19 protein-coding genes are annotated in these 19,673 nt (G+C 46.5%); 12 read left to right on the top strand and 7 right to left on the bottom strand.

Features of this window, described 5'->3' with window-relative positions; all coding sequences use genetic code 11:
* Positions 1-12: 12 nt before the first annotated feature.
* Complete coding sequence (gene xapA / locus ACWYVB_RS12950; protein ID WP_248381430.1) at positions 13-837, bottom strand: xanthosine phosphorylase; 825 nt, start codon at positions 835-837, stop codon at positions 13-15.
* A gap of 121 nt (positions 838-958) precedes the next feature.
* On the opposite strand from xapA, the gene ACWYVB_RS12955 reads away from it, so the two are divergent.
* Positions 959-1,864, top strand: a complete 906-nt coding sequence (locus ACWYVB_RS12955) for a LysR family transcriptional regulator (RefSeq protein ID WP_025611398.1) — start codon at positions 959-961, stop codon at positions 1,862-1,864.
* An 80-nt stretch (positions 1,865-1,944) separates the two neighbouring features.
* On the opposite strand, the gene gorA is transcribed toward ACWYVB_RS12955, so the two are convergent.
* Entirely contained in the window at positions 1,945-3,300 is a 1,356-nt protein-coding gene (gene gorA, locus ACWYVB_RS12960; RefSeq protein WP_104974633.1) for a glutathione-disulfide reductase, read from the bottom strand.
* 259 nt (positions 3,301-3,559) lie between these two features.
* The gene (locus ACWYVB_RS12965) at positions 3,560-4,399 is read right to left on the bottom strand and encodes a 23S rRNA (adenine(2030)-N(6))-methyltransferase RlmJ (RefSeq protein ID WP_012841238.1); all 840 of its coding nucleotides are present in this window, start codon (positions 4,397-4,399) and stop codon (positions 3,560-3,562) included.
* A 395-nt stretch (positions 4,400-4,794) separates the two neighbouring features.
* Between ACWYVB_RS12965 and prlC the strand changes: the two genes are divergently transcribed.
* Positions 4,795-6,837: an oligopeptidase A gene (gene prlC / locus ACWYVB_RS12970; protein WP_457529109.1), complete on the top strand. Its 2,043-nt coding sequence runs from the start codon at positions 4,795-4,797 to the stop codon at positions 6,835-6,837.
* 74 nt (positions 6,838-6,911) lie between these two features.
* Here the strand turns inward: prlC and asnC are convergent, their stop codons facing one another.
* Positions 6,912-7,376 (bottom strand): transcriptional regulator AsnC, encoded by a 465-nt coding sequence (gene asnC, locus ACWYVB_RS12975; protein WP_005394393.1) that lies wholly within the window; start codon positions 7,374-7,376, stop codon positions 6,912-6,914.
* A gap of 113 nt (positions 7,377-7,489) precedes the next feature.
* Here asnC and ACWYVB_RS12980 point away from each other — a divergent pair, with 113 nt between their 5' ends.
* The 3 genes from ACWYVB_RS12980 to ACWYVB_RS12990 all read left to right on the top strand — a co-directional run bounded on the left by ACWYVB_RS12980 (position 7,490) and on the right by ACWYVB_RS12990 (position 12,244).
* Positions 7,490-10,615 (top strand): EAL domain-containing protein, encoded by a 3,126-nt coding sequence (locus tag ACWYVB_RS12980; RefSeq protein ID WP_457529111.1) that lies wholly within the window; start codon positions 7,490-7,492, stop codon positions 10,613-10,615.
* Between the two features lie 90 nt (positions 10,616-10,705).
* Positions 10,706-11,485: a class I SAM-dependent methyltransferase gene (locus ACWYVB_RS12985; protein WP_005394395.1), complete on the top strand. Its 780-nt coding sequence runs from the start codon at positions 10,706-10,708 to the stop codon at positions 11,483-11,485.
* Positions 11,486-11,671: 186 nt separating this feature from the next.
* Positions 11,672-12,244, top strand: coding sequence for a hypothetical protein (locus ACWYVB_RS12990; protein ID WP_161445579.1), 573 nt, complete (start codon positions 11,672-11,674; stop codon positions 12,242-12,244).
* 72 nt (positions 12,245-12,316) lie between these two features.
* Here ACWYVB_RS12990 and ACWYVB_RS12995 read toward each other — a convergent pair whose 3' ends face one another.
* Together ACWYVB_RS12995 and uspA are read right to left on the bottom strand one after the other, a co-directional pair.
* The gene (locus ACWYVB_RS12995; protein ID WP_248381432.1) at positions 12,317-13,195 is read right to left on the bottom strand and encodes a carboxylate/amino acid/amine transporter; all 879 of its coding nucleotides are present in this window, start codon (positions 13,193-13,195) and stop codon (positions 12,317-12,319) included.
* A 64-nt stretch (positions 13,196-13,259) separates the two neighbouring features.
* The gene (gene uspA, locus ACWYVB_RS13000) at positions 13,260-13,685 is read right to left on the bottom strand and encodes a universal stress protein UspA (RefSeq protein ID WP_005379165.1); all 426 of its coding nucleotides are present in this window, start codon (positions 13,683-13,685) and stop codon (positions 13,260-13,262) included.
* A 281-nt stretch (positions 13,686-13,966) separates the two neighbouring features.
* Here uspA and ftnA point away from each other — a divergent pair, with 281 nt between their 5' ends.
* The 3 genes from ftnA to ACWYVB_RS13015 all read left to right on the top strand — a co-directional run bounded on the left by ftnA (position 13,967) and on the right by ACWYVB_RS13015 (position 16,283).
* Positions 13,967-14,494, top strand: a complete 528-nt coding sequence (gene ftnA, locus ACWYVB_RS13005; RefSeq protein WP_005379167.1) for a non-heme ferritin — start codon at positions 13,967-13,969, stop codon at positions 14,492-14,494.
* Between the two features lie 91 nt (positions 14,495-14,585).
* Complete coding sequence (gene uspB / locus ACWYVB_RS13010) at positions 14,586-14,909, top strand: universal stress protein UspB (RefSeq protein WP_005394407.1); 324 nt, start codon at positions 14,586-14,588, stop codon at positions 14,907-14,909.
* A gap of 180 nt (positions 14,910-15,089) precedes the next feature.
* A complete protein-coding gene (locus ACWYVB_RS13015; protein ID WP_006741765.1) occupies positions 15,090-16,283 on the top strand; it encodes a BaiN/RdsA family NAD(P)/FAD-dependent oxidoreductase in 1,194 nt (397 codons plus the stop codon).
* Positions 16,284-16,370: 87 nt separating this feature from the next.
* Here the strand turns inward: ACWYVB_RS13015 and ACWYVB_RS13020 are convergent, their stop codons facing one another.
* A complete protein-coding gene (locus ACWYVB_RS13020) occupies positions 16,371-17,714 on the bottom strand; it encodes a sigma-54 interaction domain-containing protein (RefSeq protein ID WP_457529115.1) in 1,344 nt (447 codons plus the stop codon).
* Between the two features lie 435 nt (positions 17,715-18,149).
* On the opposite strand from ACWYVB_RS13020, the gene ACWYVB_RS13025 reads away from it, so the two are divergent.
* The 4 genes from ACWYVB_RS13025 to ACWYVB_RS13040 all read left to right on the top strand — a co-directional run bounded on the left by ACWYVB_RS13025 (position 18,150) and on the right by ACWYVB_RS13040 (position 19,664).
* Positions 18,150-18,701, top strand: coding sequence for a BON domain-containing protein (locus ACWYVB_RS13025; protein ID WP_012841234.1), 552 nt, complete (start codon positions 18,150-18,152; stop codon positions 18,699-18,701).
* 45 nt (positions 18,702-18,746) lie between these two features.
* Positions 18,747-18,923, top strand: coding sequence for a DUF1328 family protein (locus tag ACWYVB_RS13030; protein WP_012841233.1), 177 nt, complete (start codon positions 18,747-18,749; stop codon positions 18,921-18,923).
* Positions 18,924-18,931: 8 nt separating this feature from the next.
* Positions 18,932-19,129, top strand: coding sequence for a hypothetical protein (locus ACWYVB_RS13035; protein WP_048624594.1), 198 nt, complete (start codon positions 18,932-18,934; stop codon positions 19,127-19,129).
* Positions 19,130-19,232: 103 nt separating this feature from the next.
* Entirely contained in the window at positions 19,233-19,664 is a 432-nt protein-coding gene (locus ACWYVB_RS13040) for a hemerythrin domain-containing protein (protein WP_193448006.1), read from the top strand.
* The last annotated feature ends 9 nt before the right edge of the window (positions 19,665-19,673 follow it).

Consider the following 19,673-nt stretch of genomic DNA (forward strand, 5'->3'; position numbering starts at 1 on the left):
AATGAAACGGCTTTAGAAGTGATGCTTCATAAAGCGCTTAATAAAGCGAATAAAATCTGCTTCGGCTAGCTTCGCGCACTTCAATGTTTGGGCGTGAGACAATTCTACATCTCCCAAGCCTTCTGCCATGTTGGTGATCGCACACACTGCCAATACGGGTAAGCCGCAATGCGCCGCAGAAATCACTTCTGGCACGACCGACATGCCCACCACATCACCACCGATGATTTGCATCATGCGGATTTCAGCTGCGGTCTCAAAGTTGGGGCCTGTGTAAGAGACAAACACGCCTTCATTGAGGTGAATACCATTGGCTTTGCCGACTTCAAACGCTTCTGCGCGCAGGCCTTTGTCGTACGCATTGGCGAGGCTGAAGAACCTCGGGCCGTACTCTTCATCATTCGGACCGATCATTGGCGATTCAGGCATGGTGTTGATGTGGTCATGAAATACCACCAGAGAGCCGACATCAATACGCTCAGGGCGAAGTGAGCCTGCCGCGTTGGTGACGAGCAGAAACTCACAGCCCAGCTTTTTAAAGGTTCGTACGGGTGTTGTCATGACCTTCATTGAGCCGTGTTCGTAGTAGTGACCGCGACCTTTCATGCACACTACGTCTACGCCGCCCATGGTGCCAAGTACCAACTCACCAGAGTGGCCTTGCACGGTGCTAACCGGAAAGCCTTCGAGCTCTTCGTATGGAATGACCACTTTGTCTTGTAGCTCGTCTGCCAATACGCCTAAGCCAGAGCCTAAAATAAACGCCGCTTTAGGTTGGAAGTTTGGTTTGCGTTCGCGAATGGTTTGTAGCGCGCCGATTACTGGATCGTGATTCATGTTAGTCACCTTCTGGTTGTGTGTTGATTCCATTGTGTGACTTTCTGCGCTGGTTATCTTTGCTTTATTCGCTACTATCATCCTTAAAAAGAGGATGATGAAATTCGCTAGGACTCAATGCATGAAGTCAGAACCATTTGAGCGCGTGACGCTGAAGATGCTGCGTTACTTTTACGAGGTCGCACAAACCAAGCATTTCACTAAGGCCGCCGAGAACCTCAATATTACCAATTCGCCGTTGAGCAATCGCATCAAAGAGTTGGAAGAGGTGCTTAACGTCAAACTGTTTGAGCGTGATTCAAGAAACGTCATGCTGACGGAGGCAGGGCGATTGTTGGAGTCCAAATGCCAACTGATTTTTCAGACCTTAGATGTCTCGCTCAATCAAGTGCAGCAAGTGGGTTTGAACCAGAGAAATATCCTGCGAGTTGGTGTGGTAAGTAGCGCATTTTGGGGCGGATTTGATCGTCTGTTGCAGGGCTTCCATGCTGAGCATGACACTTATCACGCCGACATTTTTGACCTCAACCCAGAGACGCAAAAGAAGCATCTGAGTGAGAAGAAAATCGACGTGGGCATTGTACGTTTTGCCGATGCACTCAACATTTATCCGTATCAGTCGGTGTCTTTGGGCAAAGATGTGTTTGTGGTGGCGGTGTCGGAGCAACATGAGTTAGCCAGCAAATCTTTGCTGCGGCTCCAAGATTTAAAGACGTGTGAGTTTGCGTTTATGAGTTTGGCGAATTCTGCCTCGGCAAACTTCATCATCAATGCCTGTCTGCAAGAAGGCTTTTCACCCCATATTGGCAAACAAGTGGTGGAGCCAAGCACCTTGATGGCGTATGTGGCAAACAGCAACACCGTGACGTTGGTGCCGTCGACGTTTTCTCAGCATCATTGGCATGGGATTCGTTTTATCAAGCTGAAAGAGTCACTGCGTGCAGACTTGTGTCTGATTCATGACGGTAAGCAGGAGAGTGCTATCAAAGCCGAGTTTATTCGCACGTTATTGGAGAATGCGAGTTAAGCATGGGCAAACAAAAAAGGTCACCCTAAGGTGACCTTTTCGAATGATTCGCTGAAATCAGCAATGCGATTAGCGCGCAATTAACGCATCGTTACGAATTCTTCTGAGCCCGTTGGGTGGATAGCCACAACAGAGTCGAAGTCTGCTTTGGTTGCGCCCATCTTCATTGCTACGCCGAAGCCTTGGATCATTTCATCTACCGTGAAACCGATGCCGTGCAGACCAACAACCGTTTCTTCTTCGCCCGCACATACAAGCTTCATCTTACATGGTTGACGGTGCTTAGTAACGGCGGTGTACATCGCAGTAAAGCCAGATGTGTAGACTTTGATGTTGTCTTTGCCGTACTTCTCTTCCGCTTCTTGCGTTGTAAGACCGATAGTGCCGATTGGTGGGTGGCTAAATACCACAGTTGGAACCAAATCGTAGTCCATCTTCGCGTTTGGTTTATTGTTGAACAAACGCTCAGAAAGTTGACGACCCGCTTTCACTGCTACTGGTGTTAGCTCGATACCGCCTTCCATGATGTCACCCACACAGTAGATGCCTTTCACGTTGGTTTCTTGGTATTCGTCTACCTTGATGTAGCCTTTTTCGTTCGTTGCCACGCCGGTTGACGCTAGGTTGATTGCGTCTGTTGCTGGGTGACGACCGATTGCCCAAATCAGTTGGTCAACGTTTTGGCTCTCACCGTTTTCTAGGTGCAGAGTTAGGCTGCCATCGGTTTCTTTTACCACTTCTTTTGGTACAGAATGGGTGTGCAGTGTTGGGCCTTCTGCTTCCATCACTTCAACCAACGTATCGATGATCATTGGATCGAAGCTACGCAGTGGTGACTCTTTACGTACGAACAGGTGCGTTTCTGTACCTAGTGCGTGCAGCACGCCAGCAATTTCAACTGCGATGTAGCCAGCGCCGACAACCGCAACGCGTTTTGGTTGCTCTGCTAGGTCGAAGAAGCCGTTTGAATCGATGCCGTATTCAGCGCCTGGAATGTTTGGAATAGTAGGACGACCACCCACCGCGATCAGGATGTGATCCGCAGTATAATGTTCACCGTTTACTTCTACGGTTTTCTCGTCAACAAACTTAGCAAAGCCTTTAATCACGTTTACTTTGTTGTTGCCAAGAACGCGATCGTAAGATTGGTGAATACGACCAATGTACGCCTGACGGCTCTCAACCAGTTTGCTCCAGTCGAAACCTTTCACGTCGACATCAAAACCGTAATCTTCTGCGTACAGGTTCATTGCTTCTGCGATTTGTGCGCCGTGCCACATCACTTTCTTCGGTACACAACCTACGTTGACACAGGTACCGCCAAGGTCTTGAGCTTCGATTAGCGCAACTTTCGCGCCGTACATCGCCGCACGGTTTGCAGATGCGATGCCGCCACTGCCGCCACCGATACAGATATAGTCAAAATGAGTCGCCATTACTTTCTCCAAGAGCTTATAAATTTTATCTGGTACATAGATAGATTGGGATGACCTTGCCCGAACTCAATGCCACCGTTATCCCACTATCATAAATCGAATGTAACGAATTCCTAAATGGGAAAAAGCGACATTACTTATGACAAATAGCGATGAGAGGCACAAAAAGAAGAATAAGCGCGATGAGAGGGCAAAGTTGAGAGTATAAAAAAGCGCAACGAAAATGTCGTTGCGCTGAGAGGCTTCGGTGCAGATTAGCTTACTCTGGCACAATCCAGTCCACTTTCCAGTGGCCGGTGGCTGGTGCGATCGCGTCTTGCAGGAATGGCAGAATCTCTTTCATCTGGCTTTCCAGTTTCCACGGCGGGTTAATCACAATCATGCCGGATGCCGTCATGCCGCGCTCGTTGGTATCGGGTGCGACACCTAACTCGATTTGCAGAATTTTACGAATGCCTAGTGCTTCCAGGCCTTCGATCATATCTTCGATGTCGTGACGGTTTACCACTGGGTACCAAATCGCGTAGATACCGGTTGCCCAACGCTTATGGCTCTGATGAATCGCGCGCACTACATCGCGGTACTCTTTCGCGAGCTCGTATGGTGGGTCAATTAGTACCAAACCACGACGCTCTTGTGGCGGCAAGCTGGCTTTTAGACGCTGGAACCCGTCCTCTTTGAAGATGCTCACTTGGCGATCGCGATGGAATTCTTGCTCCAACAATGGATGATCGGCTGGGTGCAGCTCCGTCAGCACCATGCGATCTTGTGGGCGGACTTGCGCGCGCGCTACACGTGGTGAGCCTGGGTAGTAACGCAGCTTCTCGCCGTTGTTGAGTACTTTGATGGCATCGATGTAGCTTTTGATATCTTCAGGAATGTTTGGGTTATCCCAAATACGAGCGATGCCTTGCTTGTATTCGCCCGTTTTTTCAGACCATTCGTGAGTCAGATCGTAACGGCCCACACCCGAGTGGGTATCGTGATAAACGAATGGCTTATCTTTTTGTTTCAGCGCATCAAGAATGAGGCTTTGAACGATGTGTTTGACCACGTCGGCATGGTTGCCGGCGTGGAAGCTGTGGCGGTAACTTAACAAATTAAACTCTCGAAACACTCTTTGGTTGAGTGTGGTCTGTGATTTTCACTCTATGGCGGTATTATACTCAAGTAACTTAAAGATGTAGAACTTCCAATCAAATCCGTTCCTCTAATAGGGGCTCACTATTGAAATTTCTTTAAGTCACCCACACTTACTATTGGTAATCGAATTGAACTAGGTGAGTTTCTCGTGCTCAAAGAGTGTGAAATCTCATTTAGGTATAACAAGACTCAAGGACAGAGTAGCGCTCGTTGACTATATGGTCATCGCAGCATAGAGAAAGGGAACGGAGCTCCCCCAATCCATGTTGCTGGCTCGTCTGTACATTGAGTTGGCCTATCTACACAAAATAGACAGGCAATCACAGAGTCAAAACACAAAAGGAATTATTCATGTCTAATCCTCTTCTGACGTTTACGGACTTACCTCCGTTTTCTCAAATTAAACCAGAACACATCAAGCCTGCTGTTGAACAAGCGATTGCTGACTGCCGAGCGAAAATCGATGAAGTTCTAAAAGATAATGCTCACCCAACTTGGGACAGTGTGATTGCGCCAATTGAAGAAGCGGATGACCGCTTAAGCCGCATTTGGTCGCCAGTGGGTCACATGAACTCCGTGATGAACAGCGAAGATCTGCGTGAGGCGTACGAAAGTTGTTTGCCAATTTTGTCAGAGTACGGCACTTGGGTTGGTCAGCACAAAGGCCTGTACGAAGCGTACAAAGCAATTAAAGCCAGTGATGCATTCGCAACGCTGACTCGCGCTCAACAAAAAACCATCACCGATGCGCTACGAGACTTTGAGTTATCGGGTATTGGTTTGCCATCCGATGAGCAGCACCGTTACGGCGAAATCAGCAAACGCATGTCTGAGCTCAGCTCTAAATTCTCTAACAATGTACTGGATGCCACCATGGGTTGGACCAAGCACATCACGGATGAGAAAGACCTTGCTGGCATGCCAGAATCGGCGCTGGCAGCAGCAAAAGCCGCGGCAGAAGCAAAAGAGCTAGATGGTTACCTCATTACGCTGGATATCCCATCTTACCTACCTGTCATGACGTACTGCGACAACCAAGAGTTGCGTAAAGAAGTGTACGAAGCGTATGTGACACGCGCCTCTGATCGCGGTCCAAATGCTGGTAAGTGGGACAACTCAGAAATCATTACTGAGCAACTGAGACTGCGTCACGAAATTTCACGCATGTTGGGTTTCAATACTTACAGCGAGAAATCGTTAGCAACGAAAATGGCCGAAACGCCAGATCAAGTGTTGGGCTTCTTGAATGACCTAGCGACACGTGCGAAACCACAAGGTGAACGTGAAGTCGAAGAGTTGCGTCAGTTTGCGAAAAGTGAGTTTGGCGTTGAAGAATTGAATGTGTGGGATATTGCTTACTACAGCGAGAAACAAAAGCAGCACTTGTTCCAAATCTCGGATGAAGAACTGCGCCCGTACTTCCCAGAATCAAAGGTTGTCAGTGGTCTGTTTGAAGTGCTAAACCGCGTGTTTGGCATGACAGTTACTGAGCGCGAAGGCGTGGACACTTGGCACGAATCTGTGCGTTTCTTCGATATCTTTGACGCTGAAGGCGCACTGCGTGGCAGTTTCTACTTAGATCTCTACGCACGTGAGCACAAACGTGGAGGCGCGTGGATGGATGACTGTCGTGGTCGTCGTATTACGCTCTCTGGCGAACTGCAAACGCCGGTGGCTTACCTAACGTGTAACTTCAACCGTCCAGTGGGCGACAAGCCAGCACTGTTTACGCACGATGAAGTTGTGACACTTTTCCATGAATTTGGTCACGGCATCCACCACATGCTGACTCAAGTAGAAACTGGCGCGGTATCAGGCATTAATGGCGTACCTTGGGATGCGGTTGAATTGCCAAGTCAGTTCCTGGAAAACTGGTGTTGGGAAGAAGACGCACTGGCGTTTATTTCTGGTCACTATGAGACAGGCGAGCCGTTGCCAAAAGCGATGCTAGATAAGATGCTCGCGGCGAAGAACTTCCAGTCGGCGATGGGCATTTTGCGTCAGCTAGAATTCGGTTTGTTCGACTTTACTCTGCACACCGAATACGACCCAGAAGTGGGTGCACGCGTTTTAGAAATGCTGGCGAAAGTGAAAGAGAAAGTCGCGGTGGTTCCAGCTGTTGAGTGGGCGCGCTTCTCGCACAGCTTTGGTCACATCTTCGCTGGTGGTTACAGCGCGGGTTACTACAGCTATCTGTGGGCTGAAGTGCTGTCGTCAGACGCGTATTCTCGCTTTGAAGAAGAAGGCATCTTCAACAAAGAAACGGGTCAAAGCTTCCTGAATAACATCCTAGAAATGGGTGGCAGTGAAGAGCCAATGGAGCTGTTTAAGCGCTTCCGTGGTCGTGAACCACAAATTGATGCGCTATTGCGCCATTCTGGTATTGCAGCGTAAGCGCACGCTGTCTTTCCAAAAATACTAAGGCCAACCATTCGGTTGGCCTTTTTTGTCTATTTTTTATAAAAAATTCACGGATTCACACTGCGGTTAATTGGGTTCTGCAGCGATATTAATGTCTCCGTAGACTGAACCTCATCAATGGCTTGCAGCTTATCAATCAGCACAAATTGCAGTTCTTCAATCGATTTGCACATCAATTTGACGAATATGTTATACGCGCCCGTGGTGTAGTAAGCTTCAACGACTTCGTCGAGCGCGTTGAGTTTTTCTAGCGCGGAATGGTAATCACGAGCTGCGTTTAGGTTAATTCCAATGAAGCAGCACACATCGTAGCCGAGCTTTTTGGTGTTTACGATCACCTCCGTTCCTTCGATGATATCAGCCGATTTCATCTTCTCAATACGCACATGGATAGTGGCAGGGCTGACATCGAACTGCTTTGCCATTTCTGCGTAGGGCGTTCTGGCGTCAGCCATCAGTGTTTTTAATATTGCGCGGTCAAGGTCGTCGAGTTTCGGCAGGCTCGCATTCATACTATTATTTCCGTTAGGGATAGAGTTTTACCTCCCTTTTATACTCATAGCGGATAGGATTCACAAGGTTTGGCAGGAGTAACTGCGGGTTAACTCCGAGCTATGGAGATAATGTGCAGCGTTTTCTGGTTATTGTCGCGCTATGTTGGAGCGCGTTTGCCGCGGCCTCAGATCCGAAAGTTTTGGTCGTGCACTCCTATCATCAAGGTTTTTTCTGGACGGATTCCATACAGCGAGGTATCGAGCAGCAATTGGGTGATCGATCGCTGGATATGCGCGTGCTCTATTTAGACTCGAAACGTAACCAGAGTGAGCAGTTTTTCGCTCAGCTTGAATCCTTATATCGTACGAAATTAAGCACAGAACGATTCGATGCCATTTTAGTGAGCGACAACAACGCGCTTGAACTGATGCAGCGTTTGGCACCAATCATCAAAGACACCCCGGTTATATTTAACGGCATCAACAATTATCATCCTTCTTTGCACCAATCTCTGAACGCAACAGGAGTAACAGAAGATGTCGATTTGGAGGCAAATTTAGCCCTCATAGAGCGCCTACACCCTGATTACACCCAAATTCTTATTGTCAGTGACCATTCCGTAACGGGAGAGGTATTACGCTATCAAATCGACGATTTTGTACATGAACATCCGCAATATCGCGACAAAATTGTGCAAGTTATTCCCGACAGTATCATTGACTTAAAGCAACAAGTGGCGAAGCTGAATAAAGATAAAGTCGTCCTGTTTTGGACTTATTACCGAGATAAACAGGGTGTGGTTGGCAGTGAACGTGACTGGATTGGCGTTAACAGAGCCTCAAATGCGCCGCTGTTTATGGTGCACGACATTGGCTTAGGGCATGGTGCGGTTGGTGGCGTGATCCAAAGTGGTTATCGGCATGGCATTGAGAGCGCTGAGATACTTGAGTTTGTATTGGATAACCCTGACCAAGCTCTGCCAGCCGTGAAGAAAAGTGATTCTGAAATCAAGCTCGATTATCAAGCTGTAGTGCGCTGGGGGCTGGGTGCTGAGCAAGAGGTCTCTGCGGTATTTTTTAATAAACCGATGAAGTTTTCTGAGCGTTTTGCCAAAGAAATTCGCTTGTTTGGTAGCCTGTTTGTGGTGATGTCGGTGGTCATTTTGTTGATGGGTTACTATTTACAGCGGATGCGTCGCAGCGAGAGTGCCGCGCGAGAAAGCCAAGCCATCTTAGAATCGATTTTTGATCAGAGCATGCAGTATATGGGCATTTTGTATGCCAACGGTGTACTTAAATCGGGCAACGATCACCTGCAATCTTTGCTGTATCACCAAGGGCTGCGTTTAGACCGACCACTTTGGTTTCATCCCAATTGGAGTGAGAAAGCACAAGCGTTGCTTGAGGCGTATTTCCACGCGCCTCACCATCAAGTGTCGACGTTTGAGGCTGAAATTTGGAGTAAAGAGCACGGTACATTGGTGTTGGAAATTTCACTCAAGCCTTTTTCTCAGCAAGTAGGAAATCAAAAGCAATACTTGTTTGAAGCGCGCGATATCACTAGTCGTAAGTTGATGGAAGATAAGCTCTATCAACGCGAATCAACCCTGCGTAACTATTATGAGCAACAGCCCGTCATGATGGTGACACTCGACTGCAATAACCGCATTCAAGAAGTGAATCGATTTGCTCAACTACTCCTCGGCTACAAACCGATGGACATGCTCGGACACCGCCTAAGGGAGTTTTATTTTGATGACAAGGTACTGTTTCCTCGCCAAGTGCTATTGCAACCCAATCAACAGGTGCATGGGGTCTGGCGACGTGAAGTCGAGTATCGCCATGCAAACGGTCATCGTGTTTGGGTACGCGAGAACATTCGTCCACTGAGTGAATCTGATCAGCTATTGATTGTGGGTGAAGATATTACAGAAACCAAACAGCTTTCCGAGAAATTGGAATATCAAGCGCGCTATGACTTGCTGACAGGGACTTATAACCGAAACCACTTTGAACTAGAGCTCAAGACCGCACTGCGTGAGGTGGACAGCCATCGTCGCGTCCACGCCATGCTATACCTCGACTTAGATCAGCTAAAAGTCCTCAATGATACGGTTGGGCATGATGCGGGTGACGCGGCGATTCAATTTTGCGCCAGCATGTTAGAGGAAGTGTTGCCATACAATTCCATCTTGGCTCGAATGGGAGGCGATGAGTTTGCGGTACTACTCAAAGATTGCGACGAATACGGCGCGATTAATATCGCTAAACTGATCATCTCGACGTTGAGTGAACATCTCTTTATTTGGGAAGATACACGCTTGTTCATCAGTTGTTCTATTGGTATTCGTATCATCGACCATACGGCAGAGACGCCGCAAATGGTGCATGCTCAAGCAGACTCTGCGTGTCATGCCGCCAAGGAGCAAGGCCGTAACCGCTACAATCTGTTCAGCTTAGATAACGAAGAGCTACAACGTCGCCAGATGGAAATGCAGAGCGTCAATCTGGTGCATGAGGCATTGTCGAATCAGCGTTTAGAGTTATTTGCTCAACCGATCAAAAGCTTACAAAAGCACGATGCTCAGATGTATTTTGAGATTTTAGTGCGCATTCGCAATGGATATGGTGATTATGTTTCTCCTGCATTGTTTATTCCTGCCTCCGAGCGCTACAACATTGCGCATTGGATTGATAAACAGGTCATTACTCAAACGCTAGAATGGTTTGAGCAACGCCCGGAGGTGGTTGAAAAACTCGGCCGTTGTTCGATAAACCTTTCAGGTCAATCTATGGGGAATCAAGAATTTATCGATTTCTTATTGGAACGACTGGAACGTTCGTCCATGCCGTGTGAAAAAATCTGTCTAGAAATCACCGAGACAGCAGCGATGAGTAATCTTGAGCAAGCCATTGAGCTCTTCACCAAGCTCAAAGCGTTGGGTTGTATGATTGCATTGGATGATTTCGGTTCGGGCTTGTCTTCATTTGGTTACTTAAAGAAACTTCCTGTTGATATCGTGAAAATTGATGGTCTTTTCGTGCGAGATATCAACGTAAATGAAATGGACCGTGTAATGGTTCGCTCGATCAATGATCTGGCAAAACAGCTAGGCAAAGTGACGGTGGCGGAGTTTGTCGAAAACGAACAAGTCATGCAGCATTTGATCGATCTTGGTGTGGATTATGGCCAAGGCTACGGTATTGGACATCCTCAACCGCTTTCTGAGTTAGTTGAGCGACTGACGGCTGAGTAGTCTTGTCATATCAAGCTCAACCTAGCATTGAGAGGTAACTTAGGTATACACTCAGCGCCAGTTACCGCGATTTTTTATTGGAGCCTCCTTTTGCAACTGCAATTGATCTGTGAAGACCCGTCTCAACAACCTCATCTGGATGAACTGGCTGCACGCTGGCAGCTTTCTCACACTGACGAGAGCGATTTTGCTTTGGTGCTGACCACCGAGCGTTTAGAGCTGCGTAAAGTGGATGAGCCAAAGTTGGGCGCTATTTTTGTCGATTTAATTGGTGGCGCAGTGGGACATCGCCGAAAATTTGGTGGTGGTAAGGGCCAAGCCATCGCAAAAGCCGCAGGTTTGAACAAAGGGGCAACGCCAACCGTTCTAGACGGCACGGCGGGGCTGGGACGTGACGCATTCGTTTTGGCTTCGCTCGGCTGTAAGGTACAGATGGTGGAGCGACACCCGGTAGTCGCAGCGTTGCTGGATGACGGCTTAGCGCGTGCGAAACAAGACCCTGAAATTGGAACTTGGGTATCAGAGCGTATGTCGCTGATCCATGCCTCCAGTCATGATGCATTGGAACAGCTGGCACAAGATGAAGACTTTGTTCAGCCAGATGTGGTGTATCTCGACCCTATGTATCCGCACCCAGAAAACAAGAAGAAATCGGCGCTCGTAAAAAAAGAGATGCGCGTTTTCCAATCGTTGGTTGGCGCCGATTTGGACGCCGATGGTTTGCTAGATCCTGCCATGGCGTTAGCCACAAAACGCGTGGTGGTGAAGCGCCCAGACTATGCAAACTGGCTGAACGAGCAAAAGCCGACTATGGCGATTGAAACCAAAAAAAATCGCTTTGATGTCTACGTTAAAGCCTCAATGGCATAACTTCCTGACCGCTCAACTTTTCTTGTCACAGTACGGTGTATCGTGCTGTGATCAAGCCTCTCTTTCTGAATCGTTACTGATAGTTTTCTCTTGCTAATTCTCCTCCCTGATTGTATATCTAACTAAGAATTATTATTATTTCACTTGTTGTGATGCGGTCGATAATTGGGAAGCTGGAGTAGTAGAATGGCTAAACGCTTATGTAAAATGAGTCGTAAACAGATCGCGGCGGAGCTTGGCGACATCCATCGTTTAGTTGTCGCACCAAAGTTTGTTTGTCGCTCTTGCGCACGTTCTTCAGCGGCCAAAGATACCCTGTGTAAGCCAGCCGCTATTCCGCCGCAAAAATGCCAAGACAAGCCATTGAACGAGCAACAATCATGTGGCTTATTGGCTGAAGCGCTGCCAGTACAACCGATTCCTGTGACAACAAAACAAAGCAACGAAAAAGCAGCGATTGTGAAGCGTGTTGTTGAGCGCGTGAAAGAGAAAAAGCAAGCCGAAAAATCCCTGGAGCCAGTAAGAACCGACGCACCAGTATGGTTTGATTTAGCGGATAAAAAATCGCTTAAGAAAGCGAAAAAAGCACTGAAAAAGCATTACAAGCAGCAGAAGAAGTTGTTAAAAGTAGCGAAAAAACAACAAAAGTTACTTAAGCGTCAGCGCAAGCTTGAAGCGCGCAATGCCAAGCTAGAAGTGTTGTTGCCAACGTCGCCCAAGGCGTTGATGAGCGCAAGTTCGCAAATGAAAGTGCATTAATCTAATCCAAAAAAACGCTCTCCAGTTGGAGAGCGTTTTTTATTGTCGGTATGTGTGTTGGGAGCGGTCGCTTTACTTCTTGGCGTAGCTCATTTCGACGCGCTTTTTCACCCAGGTTTCGTTAATCCATAGCGATAGCATGATGATCGCACCGCCAATGGCGAGTCGCATGACGTCAACATCGCGGTTCCAAATCACAATGTTCACAATCAAACCTGCTGGCACTAACGCGTTGTTCATTACTGCAAGTGCTCCTGCGTTTACCATGGTTGCGCCTTTGTTCCACGCGAAGTAACCAAAACCGGAAGCAATTAAACCAAGGTACGTCAGAATGCCCCATTGCGTTGCGGTGGTGGGTAGTTTGTCGAGGTTGCCCATCAGAGCGAAAGCCACGGTTGCTACACAAAGCGCACCTAAGTAGAAGTAACCAAACACGGTGTGTTGTGGCAAATCAACCGGCTCACTTTCCATGATGTATTTGTAGCCTACCTGACCAATGGCAAAACAGAGGTTTGCTCCTTGTACGACCAAAAAGCCCAGCAGGAAGTCTTCATTAATGCCTGCAAACTTAATCCAGGCTGCGCCAAATACAGCAATCGCCGCGGTAACAAAATACCAAGGTGAAAAGCGACCTTTCAAGAAGTCATAGATCAGCGTGACGTAAATGGGTGTGAATACGGTGAACAGCAATACTTCTGGCACGGAAAGGAGCAAAAAAGATTGGTAGTAGAAGCAGTACATCAGACCAAGCTGAAAGCCACCGACCGTCATCAGTTTCGCGATTAGGGATTTGCTAACGCCGCGGAATTTTAAAAAGGGAATGAAAACCAGACTCGCCAGTGCCACGCGCATGAACACCGAGAACCAAGAATCAACCTGACCAGCGAGGTAAACGCCGATCAGGCTAAATGAGAATGCCCAAAGTAGGGTAACTGCGGATAGATAAGCCATGGATGAGAATCTTTATCAACAACAAATGTGCCCGCAGTCTAACCAAGTTTTAACGTCGCGCCAATCAGTCTTTTAGCGGTACGACCAGCATATCGACTGGAGAGCAGTTAATCAGTTGTCGAGTCGAAGACAGAATCTTGCTCCAGAAATCTTGGTGATGACCACAAACCACCAAGTCGATACTGTAATCTTGAATGGTATCGCACAGCTCATTACTCAAATCGCCACTACCGACCAACGTATGGGCTATTGGGTATTGCGCATATTCTGCGAAATTCGCCAATTGTGTGCGCGACGCTTCCATCGCTTGATGTTGCGCTTCTGCCATATTGATGTCGATAAGCCCGGTGTAGAGCTCTGCGTAGTTCACGTCGATGTGAATAAAAGAGACTTTCGCATCCAGAGGTTTAGCCAGTGATACGGCTTTTTTAATCAACACTTTACTGTCGTCTGACAGGTCGACTGCCACAAGTATGTGTTTGTAACTCATATTGCTATCTCCTTGTAAGGTCATAGTTTTAGATTAGCACTAACCCCCAAAAAAATTTGCTGAAGTGATCTCATATCAGTGTCGTAGGTACAAAGTCTTGTCTCAGTAATCATGTTATAGTGGCGTTATACCCAAGTGACTTTGAGATGCGGAGTTCAGCGCTCCGTTACTGACTATAGTTCAAGTAAAACCTTGCCTCTGATGTAGAGCAAGTCAATCTCGCGGCGTCGTTTATCTCGAGGTTACTTGGGTATATTGCATGCACATTAATAGGAGTTAACATGCTGTCTCAAACTATGGTCGAACAATTGAATGAGCAAATTAACCTAGAATTTTTCTCATCCAATCTATACTTACAAATGAGTGCTTGGTGTGAAGACAAAGGTTTTGAAGGTGCGGCTGAATTTTTACGCGCTCACGCCGTAGAAGAAATGGAGCACATGCAACGCCTATTCACCTACGTAAGTGAAACTGGCTCAATGCCAATTTTGGGCGCTATTGATGCACCAAAGCATGATTTTGCTAGCTTAGGTGATGTTTTCCGCGAGACCTTCGAACATGAGCAAATGATCACGGAAAAAATCAATAAATTGGCACATGTTGCATTTACTAGCCAAGACTACTCAACGTTTAACTTCCTACAGTGGTACGTGTCTGAACAGCACGAAGAAGAGAAGTTGTTTAAAGGGATTTTAGATAAGATCGAATTGGTAGGTGAAGATGGTAAAGCATTGTTCTTCATCGACAAAGATCTAGCACAAATGGCGAAAGAAGGTTCATCTTCAATCATGGATGCTCCAGCTGCGTAAACGCGTTTTTTGACGCTATAAGTAGCGGGTAAAGACGAAGCATTGATCGTCTTTTTCTCTTGAGCATTGTTGAAGATGTAGGGAGGAAAAGATGATCAGTGGAGACACAATCTTATTTGCGCTAATGGTGGTAACTGGAGTCAACATGATCCGGTATCTCACCGCTCTTCGTTCTCTAATTTACATCATGCGTGAAGCGCATCCGTTGTTATATCAGCAAGTTGATGGCAATGGCTTTTTTACCACCCATGGAAATGTCACCAAACAGGTGCGTTTGTTCCACTACATCAAAAGTAAAGAATATCACCATCACCACGATGAAATTTTTACTGGTAAGTGCGAAAGGGTGCGTGAGCTATTTGTTTTATCGACCGCTTTGCTCGGTGTTACCCTACTCGCGGCCTTCATTCTTTAAAGAATCAATAATCTAGTGAGTTAATCTCCTAGGATTGTACGGGCATGCATAGCGCTTACCGTTTAAGCGCTTTTCCCCTTCGAGATTTGTCGGTAGAATGTCGCGCCTAGAAAGCAAGGATGTGCAATGTGCACATCCTTTTTTATTTCGATTCGATACCAATCAGTCTAAGAGCTACCGATGAGTAAGAAATTTGATGTTGTTGTAATTGGCGCAGGTGCAGCGGGTTTGATGTGTGCTGCAGAAGCCGGCAAGCGAGGCCGCCGTGTTTTGGTGCTCGATCATGCTAAAAAGCCAGGACGTAAAATCCTTATCTCAGGCGGTGGCCGTTGTAACTTCACTAATTACGACGTCTCAGCCAGCAACTACCTATGCCAAAACCCGCATTTCGTTAAGTCGGCGCTTTCTCAATACACCAACTGGGATTTTATCTCGATGGTGTGTAAGCATGGTATTGAATTTGAAGAGCGCGATCACGGTCAGCTGTTTTGTGTCGATGCGTTTACGGCGAAAGACATCGTGAAGATGCTGCTGGCTGAATGTGATATGCCGAATATCGAGCAGCGTTACCAATGCGATGTTCACTCAATTGAGAAAATCGATGAAGGCTTTCGTTTGCATGCTGGCACTGAGATTGTTGAGTGTGAGTCTTTAGTTATCGCAACAGGTGGCTTGTCGATGCCAAAACTGGGGGCGACACCATTTGGCTATAAAGTCGCGGAACAATTTGGTCTTCGAGTTATCCCAACTACGGCAGGGCTGGTGCCATTTACGTTGCATAAAGAAGACAAAGAAGACTTTGCTGAGTTATCTGGTATCGCGGTACCTGCGGAAATTACAGCTGAAGATGGCACCATGTTCAAAGAAGCCCTGTTGTTCACACATCGTGGCTTATCTGGCCCAGCCGTTTTACAGATTTCATCATTCTGGCGAGCGGGGCAAAAGGTGTCGATTAATCTGGTGCCAAATGATGATGTTGCCGAGTTATTAGAACGCAGCCGTGAAAAGCACCCGAATCAGTCGCTCAAAAATACGCTCGCTAAAGTGCTACCAAAGCGCTTGGTTGAAGTCTTGATTGAACGTAAAGAACTGGTCGATAAACCGCTAAAGCAGTTCAATCAAAAGGAGCTTGCGGCGATTGTGGCGCGCTTAGAACATTGGGATATCGCCCCTAATGGCACTGAAGGCTACCGAACCGCGGAAGTGACACTAGGCGGTGTGGATACCGATCACTTATCTTCGAAAACCATGGAATGCAAAGACATCAAAGGGCTGTACTTCATTGGTGAAGTCATGGACGTGACTGGCTGGTTAGGGGGCTACAATTTTCAGTGGTGCTGGTCGAGCGGCTTTGTCGCGGGTCAGTGGGTGTAATCAAACGCTACACATCCGCATAAAAGATAAGATAAAAAAAGAGCACTGAATCGTATTCCGTGCTCTTTTTTGTAGTTCCACAGCTAGTTACTCGTCTTGATACTTTTCGAGTTTGTTGTAGAGCGTTTTAACGCTAATGCCTAACTCCTGCGCTGATTCCGTTTTATTGCCTTGATTCTCTTCAAGGGTATTGAGAATAGCGGCTTTTTCTAGCTCTTCTAGCGAAACGCCCGCTGGAACAAGGTCTTCGATGCTGGTGCCTGTTTCCAATGGTGGCGTATCGAATATCAGGTGTTCATCTCGGATGGTGTCATCAGCCAAAATAAATGCACGCTCGATCGTGTGTTTGAGCTCACGGACATTACCTGGCCAATCGTGCACGGCGATTTTTTGGATGGCAGAATCAAGAATGGTTTTGGTTTTAGCCTCATTTGCGTTGCGGTGCGCGATAAAGTGCTTAGCCAGACCGACGATGTCACCGCCTCGCTCTCGCAGCGGCGGTATCGTTAATGGAAAGTGCGATAAGCGGAAAAACAGATCTTCACGCAGGAACTGCTCTTCAATGGCGACTTTAGGATCACGGTTGGTGGCGGCAATGATGCGAGTGTTGGCGATATGCACCGTATTACTGCCCACTGGGCGATACTCTCCGGTTTCCAAAACACGCAATAGCTTCACTTGATGCTCGATAGGCATCTCGGTGATTTCATCTAAAAACAGCGTGCCGCCTTCTGCCTGTTTAAATACACCTTGGTGAGTTTTATTCGCTCCGGTAAAGGCGCCTTTTTCATGGCCAAACAGTTCACTATCGACCAATTCTGGGCTAATCGCACCACAGTTAATCGCGATAAAGGGTTGTTGCTTGCGATCGCTAGCTAAATGAATGGTCTGTGCGACTAACTCTTTACCCGAGCCGCTTTCACCGACAATGAGGACGTTGGCTTCTGTTTTTGCGACGCGTCGGATCATGCGATAGAGCTGATGCATTGGCGATGAGGACCCCACCAAAAGGCCAAATTGGTCGAGATCGCTAGTGGACACTTTACGTCCTTGATCTTGTTTTTGCTGATAGTACTGGCTGACTTCGCTTAGGGTGTCCGTCAAAATGGCAATATCGACGGGTTTTCTGTAGTGAAAAATTGCACCTAAGTTCATTAGCTTATCCAAATTTTCGTTTGGAGCACCAGAGCTAATTATGATCAAGTCCATATCGTAGATGTCTTCGATATTAGAAAGGCGCTGGTAATCTGCGCTAGTAAAGTGGGCGACTTCAACAATCGCAACTTCCGGCTTGAGTTGTAGGAAACCTTCAATCCAACTATCTGCGGCATCGGTATTATGCAGACGAAATTTGTTCAGTTCCTGGCAAGAGGCAATAGCATCTTTAAGTGTCGGGTCTTGTATTCGTAGAAACAGGCTTGGCAACGACATAGAAATGTCCTCTTTACTATGACAGAAACAATGTACGTGGATTATTCTAAGTGCACAAGACAAAATATTGTCAGCATAGATTTAAGGGGCTGTAGGCTATTTTAATGTCGTTGATCCTCTCTTGGTATATATCAGTAATAATTCTGATAAATATTGCTTCTTTATTCGGGTGTCTCACGCTTTAAATAATAATTCTGCGATTAAGTGAAGTCGAAGAAATAATGTCTCATCTTTTGTTGGCGTATTATGTAATTGATTGCGAAATTATTAACGATTAAAAATTACATTTCTTCTGTGTAAATAATTCATGCTTATATTTTTTTGTTCGTCTTATTTTTACCTCTTGTTTTTATTATTCCTTTAAAAATAATAAGTTACAAACTTGGCACATGGTTTGCTCCTATGGAAATACAACGTCAATAAAGGAGAATTACCATGAATAACATCGCAGCTAAAATTGTACTTACGTCAGTTCTTGCTACTTCATCTACAGCAGTCTTAGCGAGTGATAAATGGGAAAAAGAATCCATGGACGCTTGGCTAGATGGTAAAGCCGAAACTACGCTGCTGCTAAACAGTAACCTTAACTCTTTTGATATCAACACCGATGTTGAAAATCAGGTAGTTACCCTTTCTGGTTCGGTAAACAATGACCTTGAAAAATCGCTTGCCGAAGAGCTTGTAACAGGTCTTGATGGTGTGAAAAAAGTAAACAACGAATTGTCAGTGGTGAATGAAGGTAAGAAAGAAACCGATTCAGAGGCATTAGCCACACTGACCGACTCTAAAATCACGACTATAGTTAAAACGCGCCTACTGATGGATACCAATGTAAGTGGTACGGACATTGATGTAACGACGGAACGTAAAACGGTAACGTTGGCAGGTAAGGTTAATTCAGATGCGGAGCATGATCTTGCACTTTCAATTGCAAATAATACCAATGATGTAAATAAGGTGATTGATAAGCTAGAAGTGGTTCAATAATAACGAGCCGAGTGACCTAACCCAATTTTATTAGGAGGTAACACTATGGTTCGTTGGATGTTTATTTTTCTGGCTTTGGCACTGGTTTCTGCACTACTAGGTTTTACTGGTATTGCAGGGGCGGCGGCCTCTATCGCGCAAGTGATATTTTACCTATTCCTATTGTCATTAATTGTATCAATAGTGATTGTTCTGCTAGGAAGAAAAAACGTAAATAGATAGGAGATTTCATGCGACTTACGTCATTAATTTACCGTATCGCCGCAGTATTTGGTTTGGTGTTCGCACTGGCTGCTTGTAGTGAAGAAGGGCCAATGGAACAGGCAGGCAAGAAGATAGATGAAGCCGCCGAAGAAACTCAAAATGCGATTGAAGATGAGTGTGAAAATATTAAAGAGAACTTGAACGCAGAAGACCAAGATTGTTAGTCGAGTCAGGTCAGCTTTTTGTTCACAGCAATGTAAGAGAAGGGCGGTCAATCACCGCCCTTCCTTTTATCCCAAGTGTTTACAATCAGATGAGGAGTCAAAGATGAAAAACATATTTGATGTACTAAAAGAGAGTCATGAAAAGCAACGCCTTTTACTCGATGCTCTGATGGAAACGTCTGGAGATTCCCCTGCACGCGAAGAGTTTTATCACAATCTTAAGGATGAACTCGAACAGCACGCCGCCGCAGAAGAGCGCTTTTTCTACGCGCCTTTAATCGAGAGTGATAAAACCATCGATCTTACTCGTCATGGCATCGCAGAGCACCACGAGATTGATAAAGTGATTGCACAGCTTGATGCAACCGACATGAGCTCGCCAGGATGGCTCAACCTCATGAAAACTTTGCGTCACAAAGTATTGCACCACCTCGAAGAAGAAGAGCATCGTTTTTTCCAATTGGCCGGTAAGGTGATGACCGATCAGCAGAAAATGAAACTAGCGGATAGCTACGTCGAAGAAATGGCTAGTTAGGTGGAGTAT

It is taken from the genome of Vibrio sp. JZG10, from assembly GCF_054064075.1.